Annotated in this window: 15 protein-coding genes; 5 read left to right on the top strand and 10 right to left on the bottom strand. The window is 65.9% G+C overall.

The window, feature by feature from the left end; translation table 11 throughout:
- Nucleotides 1–9: 9 nt before the first annotated feature.
- From BLW17_RS06630 to BLW17_RS17725, 10 genes are all read right to left on the bottom strand, one after another.
- Nucleotides 10–3,309: an error-prone DNA polymerase gene (locus tag BLW17_RS06630; RefSeq protein ID WP_036736798.1), complete on the bottom strand. Its 3,300-nt coding sequence runs from the start codon at nucleotides 3,307–3,309 to the stop codon at nucleotides 10–12.
- A 306-nt stretch (nucleotides 3,310–3,615) separates the two neighbouring features.
- Nucleotides 3,616–4,632: a hypothetical protein gene (locus BLW17_RS06625; protein WP_036733141.1), complete on the bottom strand. Its 1,017-nt coding sequence runs from the start codon at nucleotides 4,630–4,632 to the stop codon at nucleotides 3,616–3,618.
- A 122-nt stretch (nucleotides 4,633–4,754) separates the two neighbouring features.
- The gene (locus BLW17_RS06620) at nucleotides 4,755–6,041 is read right to left on the bottom strand and encodes a cytochrome-c peroxidase (RefSeq protein ID WP_052176347.1); all 1,287 of its coding nucleotides are present in this window, start codon (nucleotides 6,039–6,041) and stop codon (nucleotides 4,755–4,757) included.
- Complete coding sequence (locus tag BLW17_RS06615; RefSeq protein ID WP_036733144.1) at nucleotides 6,038–6,733, bottom strand: SCO family protein; 696 nt, start codon at nucleotides 6,731–6,733, stop codon at nucleotides 6,038–6,040. The genes BLW17_RS06620 and BLW17_RS06615 overlap by 4 nt, the downstream gene beginning before the upstream one ends.
- 1 nt (nucleotide 6,734) lies before the next feature.
- Nucleotides 6,735–8,054, bottom strand: coding sequence for a methanethiol oxidase (gene mtoX, locus BLW17_RS06610; protein ID WP_036733147.1), 1,320 nt, complete (start codon nucleotides 8,052–8,054; stop codon nucleotides 6,735–6,737).
- A gap of 641 nt (nucleotides 8,055–8,695) precedes the next feature.
- Nucleotides 8,696–9,166: a very short patch repair endonuclease gene (locus BLW17_RS06605; protein ID WP_074826336.1), complete on the bottom strand. Its 471-nt coding sequence runs from the start codon at nucleotides 9,164–9,166 to the stop codon at nucleotides 8,696–8,698.
- A 2-nt stretch (nucleotides 9,167–9,168) separates the two neighbouring features.
- Nucleotides 9,169–9,993 (bottom strand): DNA cytosine methyltransferase, encoded by an 825-nt coding sequence (locus tag BLW17_RS06600; protein ID WP_269429077.1) that lies wholly within the window; start codon nucleotides 9,991–9,993, stop codon nucleotides 9,169–9,171.
- Nucleotides 9,994–10,407: 414 nt separating this feature from the next.
- Nucleotides 10,408–11,100, bottom strand: coding sequence for a DUF6339 family protein (locus tag BLW17_RS17735; RefSeq protein ID WP_211656930.1), 693 nt, complete (start codon nucleotides 11,098–11,100; stop codon nucleotides 10,408–10,410).
- 86 nt (nucleotides 11,101–11,186) lie between these two features.
- Nucleotides 11,187–12,110: a hypothetical protein gene (locus BLW17_RS17730; RefSeq protein ID WP_139305949.1), complete on the bottom strand. Its 924-nt coding sequence runs from the start codon at nucleotides 12,108–12,110 to the stop codon at nucleotides 11,187–11,189.
- Nucleotides 12,107–13,585: a hypothetical protein gene (locus tag BLW17_RS17725; RefSeq protein ID WP_139305948.1), complete on the bottom strand. Its 1,479-nt coding sequence runs from the start codon at nucleotides 13,583–13,585 to the stop codon at nucleotides 12,107–12,109. The genes BLW17_RS17730 and BLW17_RS17725 overlap by 4 nt, the downstream gene beginning before the upstream one ends.
- A gap of 591 nt (nucleotides 13,586–14,176) precedes the next feature.
- Here BLW17_RS17725 and BLW17_RS06585 point away from each other — a divergent pair.
- From BLW17_RS06585 to BLW17_RS06565, 5 genes are all read left to right on the top strand, one after another.
- Nucleotides 14,177–15,055, top strand: coding sequence for a LysR family transcriptional regulator (locus tag BLW17_RS06585; protein WP_036733155.1), 879 nt, complete (start codon nucleotides 14,177–14,179; stop codon nucleotides 15,053–15,055).
- A 76-nt stretch (nucleotides 15,056–15,131) separates the two neighbouring features.
- Complete coding sequence (locus BLW17_RS06580) at nucleotides 15,132–15,932, top strand: putative hydro-lyase (protein WP_052176348.1); 801 nt, start codon at nucleotides 15,132–15,134, stop codon at nucleotides 15,930–15,932.
- Nucleotides 15,933–15,991: 59 nt separating this feature from the next.
- Complete coding sequence (locus BLW17_RS06575; RefSeq protein WP_036733158.1) at nucleotides 15,992–17,032, top strand: TRAP transporter substrate-binding protein; 1,041 nt, start codon at nucleotides 15,992–15,994, stop codon at nucleotides 17,030–17,032.
- Nucleotides 17,029–17,646, top strand: a complete 618-nt coding sequence (locus BLW17_RS06570) for a TRAP transporter small permease subunit (RefSeq protein WP_052176349.1) — start codon at nucleotides 17,029–17,031, stop codon at nucleotides 17,644–17,646. The genes BLW17_RS06575 and BLW17_RS06570 overlap by 4 nt, the downstream gene beginning before the upstream one ends.
- Nucleotides 17,643–18,923, top strand: a complete 1,281-nt coding sequence (locus tag BLW17_RS06565; RefSeq protein ID WP_036733161.1) for a TRAP transporter large permease — start codon at nucleotides 17,643–17,645, stop codon at nucleotides 18,921–18,923. The genes BLW17_RS06570 and BLW17_RS06565 overlap by 4 nt, the downstream gene beginning before the upstream one ends.
- Nucleotides 18,924–18,932: the final 9 nt, after the last annotated feature.

Raw genomic sequence — 18,932 nt, 5'->3', positions numbered from 1 at the left:
GCATGCCGCTCAGTGGAAATCCCGCGACGCCGGCAGCACGCGGATGTTGCGCGGATGGGCCGGGGCCTGCGCCGCAGGCGGCGTGATCCGCTCGACCCGCGCCAGCCGGGCCAGCACGTCGCTGCGATCGGCCAGATGCTCGGCGACGATGTGGGTCACGCCGTCGCTGCGCTGCAGGCGCCCCTCGACGACCATCACCCGCGCAGTCATCGCCGCCCGCCGGAACCGCTCGAAGACCTTGGGCCAGAGCACGAGGTTCGCGCTGCCCGTCTCGTCCTCGAGGGTGATGAAGCACACGCCCTTGGCCGAGCCGGGGCGCTGCCGGATCAGCACCAGCCCTGCCATCCTGACCCGCGCGCCGGCCGGGCGGGCGGAGAGCCCCGCGGCGGTCACGTGCCCCTGCGCGGCCAGGCTGCGGCGCAGGAAGCGCAGCGGATGCGCCTTCAGGGACAGCCGCAGGGTCTGGTAATCGGCCACCACCTGCTCGGCCGCCGGCATCTCGGGCAGGGTGACGGGCGGCTCGGCGCCCTCGTCCACGGCAAAGAGCGGCAGGTCGGGCGCATCCTTGATCGCCCGCGCCTCCCACAGAGCCGCGCGGCGGTCGAGCCCGGCCGAACGGAACGCATCCCCGGCGGCCAGCTGGCGCAGGGTGCGGGCATCGACGCCGCTGCGCCGGCGCAGATCCTCGACGCCGGCAAAGGGCGTGTCGCGCGCCGCCGTGAGCCGGCGCACCGCGGCCTGGCCCAGCCCGTCGATCTGCCTGAGCCCGAGGCGCAGCGCGAACGCCTGTCCGCTCGCCCCCACGTGCCCGGGCGGACCGGAGCGCCCGGCCGGGGGCGGCACGGTGCCCGACGCGGGCTCGAGCGTGTTGTCCCAGTCCGAGAAGTTCACATCCGCCGCCCGCAGCTCGACCCCGTGTTCGCGCGCGTCGCGGACGATCTGGGCGGGCGCATAGAACCCCATCGGCTGGCTGTTCAGCAGCGCCGCGGCAAAGGCGTCGGGGTAGTGGTGCTTGAGCCACGCCGACACATAGACCAGATGGGCAAAGGCCGCCGCGTGGCTTTCCGGGAAGCCGTATTCGCCGAAGCCCTTGATCTGGTCGAAGCAGCGCCGGGCAAAGGCCTCGTCATAGCCGCGCCCGACCATCCGGCCGATCATCTTGTCCTGCAACTGCTCGATGGTTCCGCGCGAGCGGAAGGTGGCCATCGCCTTGCGCAGCTCTTCGGCCTCGACGGGGTCGAACTCGGCCGCGACCATGGCGATCTTCATCGCCTGTTCCTGAAAGATCGGCACCCCCAGCGTACGGCCGAGGATGTTGCGCAGCTCGTCCGGGTCGCCGCCGGCGGGGGCGGGGTACTCGACCGGCTCCTGCCCGTTGCGGCGGCGCAGGTAGGGGTGGACCATGTCGCCCTGGATCGGGCCGGGGCGGACGATGGCGACCTCGATCACCAGGTCGTAGAAGGTTTTGGGCTTGAGCCGCGGCAGCATGTTCATCTGCGCCTGGCTTTCCACCTGGAACACGCCCACGCTGTCGCCGGCCGACAGCATCGCATAGACGTCGGGGTCTTCCGCCGGGATGGTGGCGAGCGTGAGCGCCCGGCCGTGATGGGCGGCGATCAGGTCGAAGCACTTGCGGATGCAGGTCAGCATCCCCAGCGCCAGCACATCCACCTTGAGGATGCGCAGTTCGTCGATGTCGTCCTTGTCCCACTCGATGAAGCTGCGCTCGGGCATGGCGCCGTTGCCGATCGGCACGGTCTCGGTCAGCAACCCCTCGGTCAGGATGAAGCCGCCGACGTGCTGGCTGAGATGGCGCGGCATCCCGATCATCTGCTCGGCCAGCCGGATCGTCATCGCCAGCCGCCGGTCGGTAAGGTCGAGCCCGGTTTCGCCCGCGTGGCCCAGATCCTCGCCCCACGATCCCCAGACGGTGTTGGCGAGCGCGGCGGTCACGTCCTCGGACAGGCCCATCGCCTTGCCGACCTCGCGGATGGCGCTGCGGGGGCGATAGTGGATGACGGTCGCGCAGAGCGCCGCGTGGTCGCGGCCGTAGGTCTCGTAGATGTGCTGGATCACCTCCTCGCGGCGCTCATGCTCGAAATCCACGTCGATGTCGGGGGGCTCGTCGCGCTTGGCGTTGATGAAGCGCTCGAACAGCAGCTCGTGATGGGCGGGATCGACGGGGGTGATGCCGAGCACGAAGCAGACCGCGCTGTTGGCCGCCGAGCCGCGGCCCTGGCACAGGATGCCGCGGCTGCGGGCGTAATCCACGATGTCGCGGATGGTCAGGAAATAGCGCGCGATGTCCTTGCCGGCGATCACCCGCAGTTCCTTGTCGAGCGACGCCCGCACCTTCTCGGGGATGCCCGCGGGATAACGCGCGGCGGCGCCCGCCCATGTGATCTCTTCGAGGTACTCCTGCGGCGCGCGGCCCGGTGGCGCGGTCCGGCGCGGATAGTCGTAGCTGAGGTCGGTCAGGGCAAAGCGGCAGGCGTCGGCGACCTCGCGCGTGGCGCGGATGGCGTGGGGCCAGCGTGAGAAGAGGCGCGCCATCTCGGCCGGGGGCTTGAGATGCCGCTCGGCGTTGGGTGAGAGGATCAGCCCGGCCTGGTCGATGGTCGTTCCGGTGCGGATGCAGGTCATCACGTCCTGCAGCGGCCGGCGGTCCGGGACGTGGTAATGGACGTCGTTGGTGGCGAGGATCGACAGCCCCGCGGCCCGCGCCGCCCGGTCCAGCCGGTTGATCCGCGCCACGTCGTCGCCGCTGTAGCGCCAGCTTGCCGCGACGTGGCGCAGGCTCGGCAGCCGCGCGGCGAGCGCGGGCAGCACCGACAGGTCCTCGGGCCGCTCGGGGTCGGGCCGCCAGATGAGCTGCACGCCCTCGGCATGGGCGGCCAGATCGTCGAGCGACAGGTCGCACACCCCCTTGGCCTGCCACGCCCCCTCCAGATCGTGCCGCCGCCCTTTCGAGATCAGCGCCGAGAGCCGCCCATAGGCCGCCCGGTCGGTCGGATAGGCGAGAAACCCGGTCCCGTCCGCGAGCACGATGCGCGCCCCGATCACCGGGCGCAGCCGGGCGGTGCGGGCGGCGGCGTGCAGCCGCACCACGCCGGCAAGGCTGTTGAGGTCCGCGACCCCGAGCGCGTCATAGCCGAGCAGGCTCGCCGTCGCGGCCAGCTCGTCGGCGTGCGAGGCGCCGCGCAGGAAGCTGAAGGCCGTGGTCACGCCCAACTCGACGAACGGCGCGCGGGGGTTGGGGGCGAACGCGCCGGTCAGGCGACGCGGGGCAGGGGTGTCGCTGTCAGGCATCCGGCCCCCTCGGAGAGGGGCGCGCCCGGAGGGGGCGGGCGGCGCGCGCGGCGGGTGCGGGGGCGATGGAAGACACGCGGGGTTCCTTGCTCGGGCCGGCAGAGGGGCAGGAGTGCAGGGTGCCGGAGCCGGGCGGGCACCGGGTCCTGAATGTTCTTCTTTTGTTCCGTTCTGTCAAGACGAGTCGCCGTGGAGGCTGCCGGCAAGCCGACGTCGTGGCCGCCTTGTCCGGACGGTTGAACTGCACGCGACGGGTGAACGCCTGCGCTCGGGGACTTCCGTCCGCCGACGCAGGTGCTCGGTGAGTCAGGCGGCCCCGTCGAACGCCGCGACCAGCGCCCGCAGGGACGGCGACGGCGCCCGGTAGCTCACGATCTCGACCGCCAGCCCCTGATCGCGGACCAGCGCCAGCGCGCGCAGGATCGCGGCGTCGATCCAGGCGTCGTCGTTACCGAACGCCCCGCCGCCGAGCCGGGTCAGCAGCACCCGGTTCGACCCGCCCCCCGCGGCCGTCGTCAGCCCCGCCCGCAACGTCGCCTCATAGGCCGCCTCGAGCACCAGCTGCGCGAACGCGGCCCACGCCGAGGCGGGGCCGGCGCCATAGGCGACGGGCAGCGCCGAGCAGTAGATCTGGCTGACCGTCTGTCCCGGCAGGGCACCGTCGGTGACCTCGACATCCCGGTGCCAGCCGACCCGCAGGCGCCCGCGCAGCGCGTCGCGCGCGGCCTCGGGCAGGCTGCGCAGGTGGCCGTCGATCTGGCCGAGGCTTTCGCGCGACGGCAGGGCATAGCCGTTCCGCATCTGCCACAGGCGCTCGCCAGATCGGCCGAGCCCCTGCGCCAGCGCCGCGCCGAGGTCCGCCAAGGCGTCGAACTGGCGGTCCCGCGTCTGGCCCGGCTGCCCGTCCACCGGCACGAAGTAGTTGCGCCAGATCGTGCCCGCCCCCGCGGCCACGGCGCAGGCCGGCCCCTGCGTGGGGTCGGCCTCGTAGCGGCCGACGCCGGCCTCGGGCGTCACCTCGGGGCCGATCATCTCGAGCAGGTTGAACTGCGACGCGACTTGGAACAGCGCCCCCGCGTTCCGGGGATCGGCGTGCATCTGCCGCACGTCACCCTGCGCGATCCCCAGCGTCAGCCGGCCCGGCACGGCGACATCCCGCGTCTGCGCCCGCAGCGCGTCGAGCGAGATCAGCTCGAGCCGGCCGATCCCGTAGCTGCGCCCGTTGACGCGCGACCGCAGCCGGCCGTCGCTGACCTCGAGCTGGGCGCGGGTCGCCTCGTACGATGTTTCGGGAAACCCGGTGAGCCGTTCGAACCAGTCCATTGCAGGCCTCCCTCTGGGCACCGCGGCAGGCGGCGCTGGGCCATCATGCGCGGGACGCTCAGCGGCACAAGGGGCGGGAGAGGGACCACTCGCGCCGGGCGCTCGGGCACCCGCCGGCGAAATCAGTAGTTCCCCGGCCGCGCGCTCCGCGCCTCGCCCGAGAGGCACGGCACTGCGGGCGAGGTGAGGGACCGCAGGAACGCCACGACCTCCGCCCGCTCCGCGTCCGACAGGCCGAGCGGGCGGATGCGGGGGTCCTGTTCGGGATGCGGAAAGCCGCCGCCGTCGTAGAACGCCACCACCTCGTCCAGCGTCGCAAACCCGCCGTCATGCATATAGGGGGCGGTCAGCGCGACGTTGCGCAGCGAGGGCGTGCGGAAGCGCCAGCGGTCGTCAGGCCGTCCGCTGGCCTCGTAGCGGCCGAGGTCCGGCTCGCGCACCCCGCCGACCGAGGCGATGTAGCTGCGCTCGACCTCATAGACCACGCCGGGGATCACCTCGACCCTGGCGGTGGGGGCGGGGGTCTGGCGCTCGGCCTCGCGCATGAAGCCGTAGCCGTTGTCATGGAAGGCGTTGTCGCTCAGCAACGCATGGTCCGCGCCGATCGCATGGCAGGCGCTGCACCCGGCCTTGCCGGTGAAGAGCGCCAGCCCCCGCGCGGCTGCCGGGTCGAGCGCCGCCCCCTCGCCGCCATAGCGGGCCCGGTCGAAGGCCGACCCCCCCGCGACGAGGCTGCGCTGATAGGCCGCGAGCGCCGCCCCGATCCGGTCGATGCTTGGCGGGGCGCCGAAGGCCGCGGAGAAGCCCTGCCGATACTCCTCCATGCCGGCGATGCGGGCCACGACCTGCCCGGCCGAGGGGTTGGCCATCTCGTTCATCGCCAGCAGCGGGCCGAGGTACTGCGTCTCGAGCGCCGGGTCGCGGCCGTCGTGGAACAGCTCGGTGACGTAACCCACGTTGATGAGCGTCGGCGCGTTGCGCTTGACGCTGCGCCCCTCGACCCCCACGGCGGTGCGCAGCTCGTGGCTCGTGAAGCCCTGCTCGGGGACGTGGCACATGGCGCAGGACATGGTGCCGTTCGCCGACAGCCGCCGGTCGAAGAAGAGCTGCCGCCCCAGTTCGATCCGCGCCGCGGTTGGCGGCTCGCCCTCGGGGTGGGGGACCGGCGGCAGGCCCAGCGGCGCGGACCGCGCGCGGGCCTCGGCCAGCGCCGCCCAGCCCGCGCCGCCGCAGGCGGGATCGGCCGGCGGGACGGGGGCTGCCGGGGCATCCGCGGGCGCTGCGGCCGACCCGAGTTCCGGCAGCGGCACGACCGTGGGGGTGGCGAGCGGACGCGTCGGCTCGGCCCCCGCCATCCCGGCCCCGGCCGCGATGAGGAGTGCGGTGGCGAGGACACGCGGCGCGCTCATTGCGCGCGGCCTTCGGCGAGCAGCGTCTCGACATCGGTCATGATCAGCTGCGGGTCGATCATGCCGAGCCCGTAGATGTTGCGCACCCGCCCCTCGGCATCGACGAGGAACATCCTGAGCAGGTGGTTCAGCCGGTCGGGGTCGCCGGACCGGTCCACGACCTGCCCGAACCCGGACAGGATCGGCGCGATGGTGCCGGCGTCCCGCGCGGTAAGGATCTGCCAGTCGATCTTGCGCGCCTGCGCCTCGTCGTGGCGGATCGGGTAGGCGAAGGACGCCAGCGCCTCGGGCGTGTCGCGCGCCGGGTCGAAGCTGATCGTCATCAGCTGCACCTTGCCCTTGAGCTGCGGCACCTCGCCCGTCCCGTGCCAGATGTCGAAGAGCGTCGAGAGGGCCAGCGGACAGCCGTTCACGTCGCCGCAGAGAAGATAGACGAACGAGACCAGCGTCATCTGCCCCCCGAGCAGGTCCTTCAGCCGGTGGGCCCGGCCGGCCTCGTCCAGCAGTTCGCCGTCCGGGGCGGGCCGCACGGGCGGCAGGACATAGCTGCCCGCGGGCGGGATCGGATAGGCCGGCGGACCGGTGGCGAAGCGCGCCGCGAACCCCGGCGGCGGATCGCCGCCCCCGAGGCCGAAGAGCCCGAGCGCCGCCGCCGCCACGGCCAGTGCCGCGCCAGGGACGAGCGTCGGCATCTCAGGCCGAGAAAAGCTCGGCGCTGCCGAAGTTCATCATGTGCGCGCGCCCCATCCCCTCGGCGTAGAAGTCGATGGCGAAATCCTCGACCAGCTCCTTGCCGTCCCAAGTATAGGCCTTGAGGAACTGCACGTCGTCGCCCGCCTTCTTGTCCCAGTTCCCGAGCAGCGAGGTGGTGAAGTAGACGCGTTTGCCGTCCCAGCTTTGCGAGACCATGTTGACCTGCGGGCCGATGACCTTCTCGTAGACCATCATCGGCTTGTGCGGGTCCGAGATGTCGAAGAGCCGGGTGGTGCCGTCCATGAAGGTGTTGACCCACAGCGTCTGGTCGTCCGCGGCGATCGAGATGTCCACGGGCAGCGGGATCTTGGACGGGTCGCCCACGTCGGCCACCTTTTCGGCCTGCCAGACGCCTGCGTCGTCCTCAAAGATCAGCCACATGGCCGAGGTCAGGGCCGAGGTGGTGAAGGCGTAGTTGTGCCCCTCGCCCCAGGCGAAGCGCAGCTCGAGCGGCGCGCCGGGGACGTTGAAGACGCGCCGCGGCTGGCGGGCGTGCAGGTCCCACTGCACGACGGTGTTGCCGAAGCGCTTCATCGCCTCGGGGGCCTGCAGCATCTGGCCGAAGTCCATCATGTAGTTCGACCAGCCGGTGAAGGACGAGGTCAGCATCACGTTGCGGTCCGGCCGGGCGCGCAGGTCGTAGCCGTAGCCGTCGGCGAGCGCGCCATCGACCGCAACCGCCCCGCGCATGTCGTCGGCGGTCGGCATCCAGTAGGTGCCGAGGCACTGCGCGCCGTCGTCGGTATACTCGACGATCGCCGTGCGGCCGCCGTGGTCCTGGTCGTTCGAGAGCCCCGAGGTCAGCATCTTGCCGGGCAGGGCGAAGAACGTAGGCGGCCCGACGACGCCGCCCGAGTCCTTGACGAAGCTGTCGATGGTCTTGACCAGCTTCGGCTTGCCCGCGTCGCTCGCCACGTCGAAGATGAAGATGCGATTTGTGTCGAGCCCGCCCGTCCAGTAGTGCCGCCGGTCCGCGGTGAAGCCTCCGTGATGCGCCTCGTTGCGGCCCCCGACGGACAGCGAGTCGACGATCTTGCCGCGTGTCGGCGAGCCGTCGCGCAGGTCGACGGTGACGAGCTTGTCCTGCCCGTCGCCGACCCCCTCCTTGCCGAGCGTCCAGACGTAGACGAACTGTTCGCGCCCTTCGATGCGCACCATGTAGGGCGACTGGCAGGTCCCGTCCGCGAAGCCGAGCCCCGGCCGAAGGACAAATCCCCCGGCCGCCGCTGCGGCGAACAGGTTGAAGTCACGACGTCTCATGATGGCCTCCCCTCCAGTTCATGATCGGTGATCTGTGGTGAGGGTAGGCCGGTTTCGGGTTCGGGGGTTGGCTGTTGGACTGAGGTGCGACTTTTGGATGAGGGTGGGGAGTGGGGTTTCGATCTAGCAACATACGCTTTACGTGTAGTTATCGGCCGGCGTCCTACGAGGAGAAGACTTTCATCACTGTCGGTTTAGGGGGGCGGCTGGGCCAGCAGGCGTCGTGCACCTGCGAGCTATTTTGCGTGAGGCCAGCTATCAACGACACAGGCTACCCCAACAGCGCCCCGTCCCATATAAACCCGATCCTCCGGTTCAGTGGGCATTCGATACTTAAGATTAGCTTTAATGCAGCCGCGATGCCGAGGGAGCGTTATTTATGCCAATCGCCATCGATATCCATCACGAAATAATAAGGCAGATGATTGTCCGTGAGGCAGGATTGACCGATCAACCACGCATAGTTTATGCCGCGCGGCGGCTACCGCCTGACGAGATCCGCGGGCCTTTGCCCCACCATTGATGGCCTGACATATCCAATCGCCCTCCAGCAGGGGCAGATTTTGTAAGCCTCATGCTGTAACTACGTCCGAAGCAACATCGCACAGCCAAACAAAGCAATTTAAATCAAATTCCAGAATTTATATTTCATCGCGATCATCCCTGACGGTAGAATAGGTAATCAGCTTTTTTGCCGGCCATTCACGCGTCGGCTTTGCACCAGATCTGATGAAGAGCGCGACATCGTCTACAATATCGCTTTTTAAAGAGCATTCCCAAACTACTCCAACACGCCAACCAATGAAACGTAGGTCTGATATGGTTCTCTCGTCCCTCACGCGGTTGGCCTCAAATTTCGAAATCCAAAAAGAACGGTTGGTCTCTGGTATGGTCGCTCGCTTACAGCCCTTGTGATGGTGCCAGTAACATCCGTGGACGAATATGACGCAGTGATGCCGGGGGAACACTAAGTCTGGGGAACCAGGCAAGTTGCGAACGTTCAGTCTGAAACGTAGCCCTCTTGCGTGAAGTGCCCTTCTCAAAGCAATTTCGGGGCCGGTGTCCTTTGCGCGATTCGCGCGCATGATGGCGCTAGTTCGGGAGAACGTCATTTTCACGCCCAAGGTGGAACGAAATCAACGCCAAGAGTTTGAGATATAGCTATTCCCGCCGCTATTGACCCCAGAAACGGTGGGACGGCGTCTCCAATCCACTTAGCCAATAGTTTTCTCGGCACGTCATCATCTCCCTCGAAGCCGTAGCCGTCTGGAAAGCTCTGGAAACGCGCTGCTTCGTGTGGGGTAATCATTCGCCGGCGGGTCGGGTGTATGAAACGACCCTGACCTGCCGTTCCAAAGCCAGTCGTGATGGTGGGTGCTGGGTCGTGTGCGAGCATCCGGCCGTAGACGGATTTGTAGGTTGTCCCGTCGCGGTGGCAGTCGGGACGCTGGGAATTGGGAAGGTCGTGGATCTCGTTGTCGAAGAGAAAGTTGATTCTCCTCATATTCTCCTTGCCCGGGGTTGGAGGTGTGTCGAACGTGCTGCGAGCATCTACGTCGAGAAGATCTTGAACCGCCCAAAGCGAACCCAAAGGCGGTTTCTCATATGCCGGTCGCTTTCCGGCAGCGCTCGTCCATTCTTCAAGCGCCGCATCAAGCGACCTTTGGTCACCTTTCGCTATCGCTATCATGAAATATCGGGCGCGTGTTTGCCAACCACCTACGCTGTCCAGGCGGATCACGCCGGACGTCACCGCATATCCCTCGCTCATAAGGAGGGACCGCGCGATCTTGACGACATCGCCATGAGAATTGGTTACCGACGGAACGTTCTCAATCACGACAGTGGGCGCGCCAAGTGCAACGGCGAGCGCGACGGTGGAAATGAAAAGGTCGTTCCGGGGATCATCCCGGCGAGTGTGATTGTTTGAGGTTCGAATGACCCTGACACGGTGGCCCAGCGATGAGCAGATCGCATCGTCCCGCCTCTGCAGCTAGAACTTCGTCCAAGATTTCAGGCGGATAATCGAACTCAGCCGATCCTCGTCGGTCGTCTACGGAATGGTCAACCATTAACGAGACGGACTGGTTTAGAATATTGCGCACCGGCAAAGAGCGAGCGTGAACATCTGTGGCCGCCCTGTCAGCATCGGCTATCGCGCCAAAGACTGCCCGCCGGCCAAATGACTTAGCGGCGATGGCGCTTCCCAAAGCGAATCCGCCAGAACCGCAAAAAAGATCCACTACCCGTAAGGGAGGCAACTTGTGATCGTCCCATCCGAGCTGACCCCGTAGGAAGGCAGCCCACCAAGCTGCGAGAGGGTCCGGCGAAACCGCAACATCCATGTTCATGATCAGTCCTGCGGCACTCGTTCGTCAAACACCCTCTGTATCAGCGCAGCACACTGGGCGCGGTCAAGACTTTCAATGACGATGTTAGCGCAGGCCATTGACAGCTCGCGCGCGAGAATTCGGATCTTGGTTGTGTTCAGTCGTCCGATATTCCGGTTGTCGTCCAACTCTTTGGGGAACTGGAAGTCCACGAGTGCATGCAAAAAGGGACGGTGATGTGCATATAGCTGGCGGAACACGTGGCTGCGCCAAAAGTCGACCATACCAGGGCGCACGAACTTCCACGGGTCCTCGCCGTTCGACCGGCCCATCTCGGCGCGGATCCAAAGCCGGAAGAAGAGCGTTTCGCGGGCAGCCAAGCCATAGAAATTCTGCGGGCTTGGAAGCGGTTTCCTTGGGCGCTCTACGCCTCCGTCTTTTTCATCCACGCTAGGTTCAATCGAGACTGCGGGGTACCGCGCTAGGATGATCGATCGCCCCGGACCAGTAGCCAACCACATCCAGAACTCGGGATCGCGCAATGCCTCATGATCCTCGAAAAATTCGTGGAGCAGCACAGCGGCTTCACTTTCGAATGTAGCTGTGCCCTGAGACAATAAAGCAGCCAGACGCGACATCGCCTGTTCGGCAATCGTTCTCCAATCACGCTCAACTCCACCCGACCTTAATTCCTGGTCTGGATCGGCGACAGCCACTCGGATCGGGGGATTTTGAGCAGAGCAGTCGGCATCCCAAGCCTTATACCATGACCGAGCTACTTCGTCGCGAACGGCTGGATAACTCATCGCAAATTCCCCAATGCATCTGAAAGTTCGACTTTGCTTTGAACCAACGACCGTCGCCTTAAACTAGAATGACACACCTCATGGAAGGTCGATGCTCTCATGGGGACGTTTCCGTCACCGGCCCACATGGTCAGTCGATCAAGCAGCGAGCCTGCGACGATCGATTCTACCGGGTCTACGTCGGCCGCCTTAATTTCAAGAATCGCGTCCATTATATTGAAGTATAACATGGAGCGCACGGCTGGCGACGGCTTCCCCGCGCGTATCGCTTCCAATGTTGCGTTGGTGACCAAGATTCTGGCGAAAGGTAGGTCGTCGTCAACTGCGACGTTCAGGTCGGTATCAACTTCAACCACTAACGCGGTACCTGGGAAGAGATTATTCTGAGCCAAATACTCGTCGGTAAGCAGATCAAATTCGAACGTTGACTGCCTGCGGTCGATACCAATAGTGAACGTCTTGCGTGCCAGCCATGCGCCTGGCTGCGATGGCCAACCCGGTTCAGGGTTGGCGTTGCCCTTGCAGACGATCGCGACGCCGATCTCGACTAGGCCGGAGAGCTTCGCATCAAAGAGCGGTTCGGCGCCAAGCTCAATCTCTTCCGGCAAGTTCTCATCCAGCGGCCAGGTACCGAATAGGGAACGCCGCATCATTTGCGGAGTGCGGATCGTGACTGCCAAGTCGTAATTGGAGGCTCGCTCGCCCAAAGCAGCGAGGAGGACGGCGATGTCGAGATGCGATCGAAGGATTGGCTCCATCTCCTGCATCTGGTCTTTCTCTAGGACCTTCGTTTCATCGGAGATTGGTTCGTCGCCGCGAAACAATTCGATCGTGGCCTGTGCAAGTGCGTCCTCAAGACTCACAGTTGCCCAGAATGGCCGAAGATTTTTGGGTTCGCTACGGGACCATTTGGCGCTCATCCCTCGCCTCCCAGGCTCGCAGGTTCAACCACCGGGATAAGTGTCACCGTCCAATCTTTGTCGTACGGTTCGCTCTCAAGGTCAAATACTAGCTTTGTTTTGTCGTCGACATCAAACTTGCCCACCAAACTATCCCCAACAGCCGTCATGTCGCTTTTGCCTCGGAGCCGTAAGGGGATCGAGGCTCTCATGTGCCCCTGTTCGTCCAGCGCCGGTAGTTCGATTGACAGGCGGACGCTAACGGGAGAGGCATCTTTTGCCAGCGCGAGCTTCACAGTGCCCATAGCGACCAGCTTGCCAGACTCCTCGCGCGCGCTAACCGCCGATCGCAACGAAACCGGGCTTGCCTCCTTCCCAGAGCCTCCTGGGGCCTTCTTCGCCGAAGGGCCTAAGATCTTTCCGAGCAACCGTTCCAGCTCACTTGCGCGCCCGCTGGTTCTTGGGCGTGGTGGCTGCGCTTTTCGCTGGAAGTCCTTCAAGTGGCGCCAACACCCGTCTTTGATCGAACGCACGATGCCGCGCTCCTCGTCGGTAAGAAGACCCGAAGCCTTTTCGTCCCACAGGTTGTGTTCCGGCGGTTCCGAACGGCGAAGGACTGCATCTACTTCCTCTCCTTCATCGGCTAGGAATACCCCGGCGACCGCAGGAAAGGCGTTGCCACGCTTGGCATGGTGCCAGACGACCATTCCGGTCGAACGAACCATGGCGATCGTATTGCGCTGGTCCATCGTCTCGTCGTCTTCCAGTTGTTCCTCGGTCACGTTCTTCATGACGACAAGCCCAAGTTTGCCTAAGGCCTTATTCTTTATATTGCCGACGTTCACGAGTTTGGTCCGCCCCGGATCGACCAGCGTTTTGTTCGTGGCGATTTCCATGGCCTCCCAATATGCTGGGAAGATCTGCGGGTTCTTCTTGGGCTGAGGAACGTGCTTAACATTGGCCTCGTCTCGCACCTCAACGCGGAAGCCGTCCTTAAGAATGCGGGGCCACCAAGACCGTTCGATACCGGTCTTTATCTCCTCTGCCTCAAATTCGCAGTCGATTATAGCGATCGTAGTTCCGAGATCGTCCTCGGCCCGCTCCATACCAAGCTGCTCGGCCATGGCATCTGCATCATCGTTGACGAACGGGTCATAGCGAGGCCCCCGTCCTTCGATGTGATGGGTGGTGCAAAGAAAGCCTCTTCCCGTGGTCTCATGTCCATGGAACTCGTGCGCAACATGATACGCGCAGCCCATCAGGACTGACAGCGGACTTCCATTGCCGTCTGTGGTCCTGGAGTAGGCGATGATGGTAGCGATGCGCGACGAGCCCGCAGAAACGGCTTTCCCAAATCCATAGCTGCCGCCCGTGCTGGCGCCATCGGCGATTTTCCTGCTGCCACCGATCTCCATGAGGAGCTTGCGCAGTTTGGAGGTGTGTAGGGTCGGGTCGCCGGCCAGACCAGTAGTGCCACGATCCTCAACATAGACCACCCTAACGCGCAACGTGACTGATCAGTCGCGCCGTGCCCTACTTCAGAACGCTTCCCGGCGGATGTCTCACGCGTCAATGCCGTAACCAATTATCAGGTCTAAGAATAGCGCAGTATGAAACGAGATCAATGCCTTGAGTCGTGCTGGCTTCGGGTGAGGGATCCGGCCTCTGTGCAGCCGTTCGCACGAAATCAACGCTCTTCGCCCCGGACCACCCGGGAAGCCCTGCGCCTGACGGACAGTTTTGTCTGCTACATGTCCGCAACGATGAAGCGATGACCGCTTGATCTCAGCGGACCTAACGCGGTGCTGTGGCTGGGGGAAGCTGGGCACACGGTTAGAGCCACGCGAAAATCGCCGCGGCGATTGTAGTTTGTTGACATGGACGGAGCAGATTTCTCCTGCTCTTGGAAATTGCAGACATCAATGCGCTACTGCAGTCGTTGCGAGGTCCACACAAGGGACTTAAGCATGCGGGTCAGGTCGGCCGACCGAAGACAACTTTCGTTTGGTGGGGCAACTGCGCCGCGCAAAAAGCGCATTCCGGCACTACCCTGTTGAGTCCGCACATATTACGGCCATGATTGCCTAATGTTTGGCTTTCGCGACATCGACATCATCCGGGGCGTGGTTCGCGCAGGCGGGTTCCGCGCCGCCGCAGACGATCTCGGGCTGGCGCAGTCAGCCATCTCGCGCCGCATCCGCGATTTGGAACGGCGCATGGGCCAGACCCTCTTCGCCCGCGAGGGACGCGGCGTCCGTCTGACCCCCGCCGGGCGGCTGTTCGTGGAAGAGGCCGAACGGCTGCTCAATCAGCGTGACCGGATCGCCGCCGAGATGGCTGGCGCATCGGCCCTGTCCGGCACCGTGCGGCTCGGCGTGGCCGAGACGATGACCCACACGATGCTGCCCGCGATGCTGACCCGGTTGCACGACTCCTGGCCGCGCCTCCGGTTCGAGTTGTCGGTCGATCTGTCCCGAGCCATGGCCGAGGCGCTGCGCACCGACCTGCTGGATGTGGCGATCCTGATGCGCGACAGCCTGCCGGCCGGCGCCGTGGCCCATCCCCTGCCGCCGGTGCGGCTTGGGTGGTATGCCGCGCCCGGTCTTGTTGCGCTGGGTCAGGTGGTGGACGCCGCCCGGCTGGCTGCGCTACCGATCATCACCTTTCCGCGCGGCGCCCGGCCCTTCCATGACGTGGCCGAGCGTCTCATGTCCCGCGACGGCCCGACCCCGGTGATTCACTGTTCCGCCTCTCTGTCGATGACCTATCACCTGACCGCGCGCGGGTTCGGCGTGGGGACCATCCCCGACCCTCTGGTCCAGGTGCTCGACCTGTCGGCCCGTGCCGTCCAGGCGCTGGACGTCTCTGCCGAGCTGGAACTGCCGGAACTGGAGTTCGTGGTCGCCTATATGCCCGCACGCAATCGGCGGATCGGGCAGTTGGTCGCGCGGGCAGCACAGATTTGAACGATCGCGTCAGAAGATCAATTTTGCGTGCGACCGATAGATTGATTTGCGGGTTTGAGGGTGGGACCATTCCCGGATGGACCACATTCAGCCCTCCGGCCGCCCGCCTGCCCAATCCCCGGCGCAACTGCGTCGGTCGGTGCGCCGCGGCGCTCATACGGGCCCGACCAGCGGGCTCTGCGACGGGGCCTTGCAAGGCAATCTGGCCATCCTGCCGGCGGCGAATGCCGCTGATTTCGCCCGGTTCTGCGCGCTGAACCCGCAGCCCTTGCCACTGCTGGCGCAAGGCCGACCGGGCGATCCGGCGCTGCCCACGCTGGGCGAGTACATCGACATCCGCCGCGACGTGCCGGGCTATTGCGTGATCCGCGACGGCCAGGTCGAGGCCACCGTGCCGGACATCGTCGATCTGTGGCGCGGCGATCTGGTGACCTTCGTGCTGGGCTGTTCATTCAGCTTTGAATCCGCACTGGCGGCAGTTGGGATCCCGATGCGCCACCAGGATGCGGGGCGCAACGTCGCCATGTATCGCACCAACCGCCCGACCCTCCCCGCCGGCCCGTTCGGCGGATCGTTGGTCGTCAGCCTGCGCGGCATTCCCCCCGACCGCCTGGCCGAAACGCAGGCCATCTGCGCGGGCTTCCCGCTGGCCCACGGCGCCCCGGTCCATGCGGGCGATCCGGCCGCCATCGGGATCGCCGATCTGTCCTGTCCCGATTGGGGCGATGCCCCCGTCCTCCAGCCGGGCGACGTTCCGGTGTTCTGGGCGTGCGGCGTCACCGGCCAGCAGGCGCTGCGCCACGCGCGCCTGCCCTTCGCCATTACCCACCGCCCCGGTCATATGCTGGTCACTGACCTGCCTGCGACCGGCGCTTAATCGCCGCAACCGGGGCGCCAGACCCTGGAGGCCCGCATCCACACAGAGAGAGAGCCACCATGACACGCACCCTGACGGCCGCCATCCTCGCCGCCTCGGCCCTGACCGCGCCGGCGTTTGCCGCAGAACAGCTCAATGTCGTCGGCACCTGGTCGAACCTGCCGCTGTATCAGAAGTTTGAAACCCCGTTCTGGACCGAGAAGCTGCCCGGCGCGACGGGCGATCAGTTCACCGCTGCGCTGACGAGCTTTGACCAGATGGGCATCGCGGGGGCCGACGTCTACCGGATGCTGGGCGACGGGGTCTTCGACATCGGCGCCACCGTGGCCGACTACACCGTCGGCGATGCGCCCGAACTCGAGGGGCTGGATGTGCCGCTGCTGGCGAACACGCCCGCGGATGCCCGCAAAATGGTGGATGCCGCGCGCCCGATGGTCGCCGACATCATGAAGGACCGCTTCAACGCGCATATGCTGGCCATCGCGCCCTATCCGCCGCAGGTCGTGTTCTGCAAGGGAGCGATCAAGGGTCTCGCCGATCTCAAGGGCAAGAAGGTCCGGGGTTCGGGCCGAATGACGACGAAGTTCCTCGAAGCGCTGGGGGCCGAGGGGATCAACGTGGCTTTCTCAGAAGTGCCGGGCGCACTGGAGCGCAGCGTGATTGATTGCGCCGTGACGGGTGCCGGATCGGGCTACGCCGCCGGCTGGTGGGAGGTCTCGGACCACCTCATGACGCTGCCGCTGGGTGGCTGGGACCCGGTCGTCGTGGCGATGAACCAGGCCCGCTGGGACGGGCTGTCGGCCGAACAGCAGGCGACGCTGCAGAAGGCGGTGACCGAGGGGCTCGAGGCGCCGGCCTGGGACGCGGCCGAAGGCGGGCTGGCCGGCGACATCGCCTGCCTCACCGGCACCGGCGCCTGTGCGGCAGGCAAGCCGGCGGCGATGGCGCTGGTCGAACCCACGGCCGACGATACCGCTGCGGCGACCGAGATCCTCACGTCGCAGGTGCTGCCCGAGTGGGCGTCCCGCACCACCCCTGAGTGGGTCAAGCGCTGGAACGACTCGGTCGGTGCCGCGATGGGCGTAACCGTCGCACAATGACCGCCGCAGCTGACAATGATCTGCCGGCACGCCTGCTGACGGGCCTCGGCATGGCCAATCGGGCGGTCGGCGTTCTGCTGGGCGTGCTGCTGGTGGCGACGGTGGCGTTCGTCCTTGCCGATGTCGTCATGCGGCAGCTCGGACGCTCGCTTGGCGGCTCGGACGAGCTGTCGGGCTATGGGATGGCCATCCTGGCCAGTTGGGGACTGGCCGTCGCGCTGACCGAACGCGCTCATGTCCGCATCGACCTTGTGCGGCAGGGCCTGTCCCCGCGCGGCCGTGCGGCCATCGATATGCTGGCGATGGCGGCGCTGACCGGCATCGCCGTTCTGGTCGCCTATCAGGCTTGGCCGGTTCTCGAGAAAACGCTGGCCCGCGGATCGCGGGCCAACACCCCGCTGGAAACACCGTTGTGGATACCGCAGGGCATCTGGTTCGGCGGCTGGCTGTGGTTCGCCATCTGCGCCGTGCTGACCTTGCTGGCGGCGTCTCTGATCCTGGCGCGCGGCGATCTGGCGCGGCTGGAATCCGCAATCGGCTTGGCGAACGAAGGCGATGAAGCCCTGGCCGAGGCCCGTGGCCTGCACGGCGAACATGGGGGAGGCACGGCATGATCCTGCAGATCTTCGTCGGCCTCCTGCTGCTCTTGGCGCTGTCGATCCCGGTCGGCGCGGTGCTGTTCTTGCTGGGCGTGGGGGTGGCGCAGTTCCATTCGCCATTTCCGCTGCTGCGCGGGCTCGGACAGGTCATATGGTCGGCTTCGTCGTCGTCCACGCTGATCGCCATCCCCATGTTCGTCCTGCTGGGCGAGGTGCTGGTAAAAGGCGGCGTCGCCGCCCGCACCTATGCGGCGCTGGACAAGTGGTTTTCCTGGCTGCCCGGCGGGCTTGTACACGCCAACATCGCCACCGCGACGATGTTTTCGGCGACCTCCGGCTCGTCCGTTGCCACCGCTGCGACGGTCGCCACCGTCGCCATGCCGCAGGCCGAGCGGCTGAACTACGATCCGCGCCTGTTTGCCGGGTCCATCGCGGCCGGCGGAACGCTGGGCATCCTGATCCCGCCCTCGATCAACCTGATCGTCTATGGGTTCCTGACCGAGACGTCGATCCCGCAGCTGTTTTCCGCCGGGCTGATCCCAGGGCTGCTCATGGCGGTGGCGTTCATGGTGATAACGGCGCTGATTTGCCGAGTCCGGCCGTCCCTGGGCGGGCCATCCCAGCGCTACCCCTGGTCTGCGCGTCTGGCCAGCCTGCGGGATCTGCTGCCTGTGGTGGTGTTGTTCACGGTCGTGATCGGCTCGATCTATCGCGGGTGGGCCACACCGACCGAGTCGGCCGCAATCGGCGTCGTTGTGGCCATCATCGTCGCGGCGTCGGGCGACGGCATCGGGCTGCGCGCCCTGGCCGAGGCACTCCACGGGACAATCCGCATCACCGCGATGATCATGCTGGTCATCGCCGGGGCGTATTTCCTGAACTTTGCCCTGACCTCTGCCGGGCTGGGCCGGGCGCTGGCCGACCTGCTGCAAGGTGCGGGCCTGTCGCCGTTCTGGCTGCTGATGCTGGTCATCGCGCTCTACATCGTGCTGGGGTTTTTCATCGAGACCCTGTCGCTGATGGTCGCCACCATCCCCATCGTCGTGCCGATCATCGCCGCTGCTGGTTTTGACAAGGTCTGGTTCGGCGTCCTGCTGATCGTGCTGATCGAAATGGCGCTGATCACCCCGCCCGTCGGACTGAACCTGTATGTCGTGCAGGGCGCCCGAAAGGGCGGCAACCTGACGCAGGTGATGGTCGGCGTCATCCCCTATGTGATCGTGATGCTGCTGATGGTGGCGGCGCTGGTCGCCCTTCCCGGCCTGGCGCTTTGGCTGCCGGGCCAGTCCTGAGGAACTCTC

Source organism: Paracoccus sanguinis (assembly GCF_900106665.1).
GTDB lineage: Bacteria > Pseudomonadota > Alphaproteobacteria > Rhodobacterales > Rhodobacteraceae > Paracoccus > Paracoccus panacisoli.
Note: the sequence above shows the minus strand (reverse complement) of the source record. Positions and strands in the feature narration are given on the sequence as shown.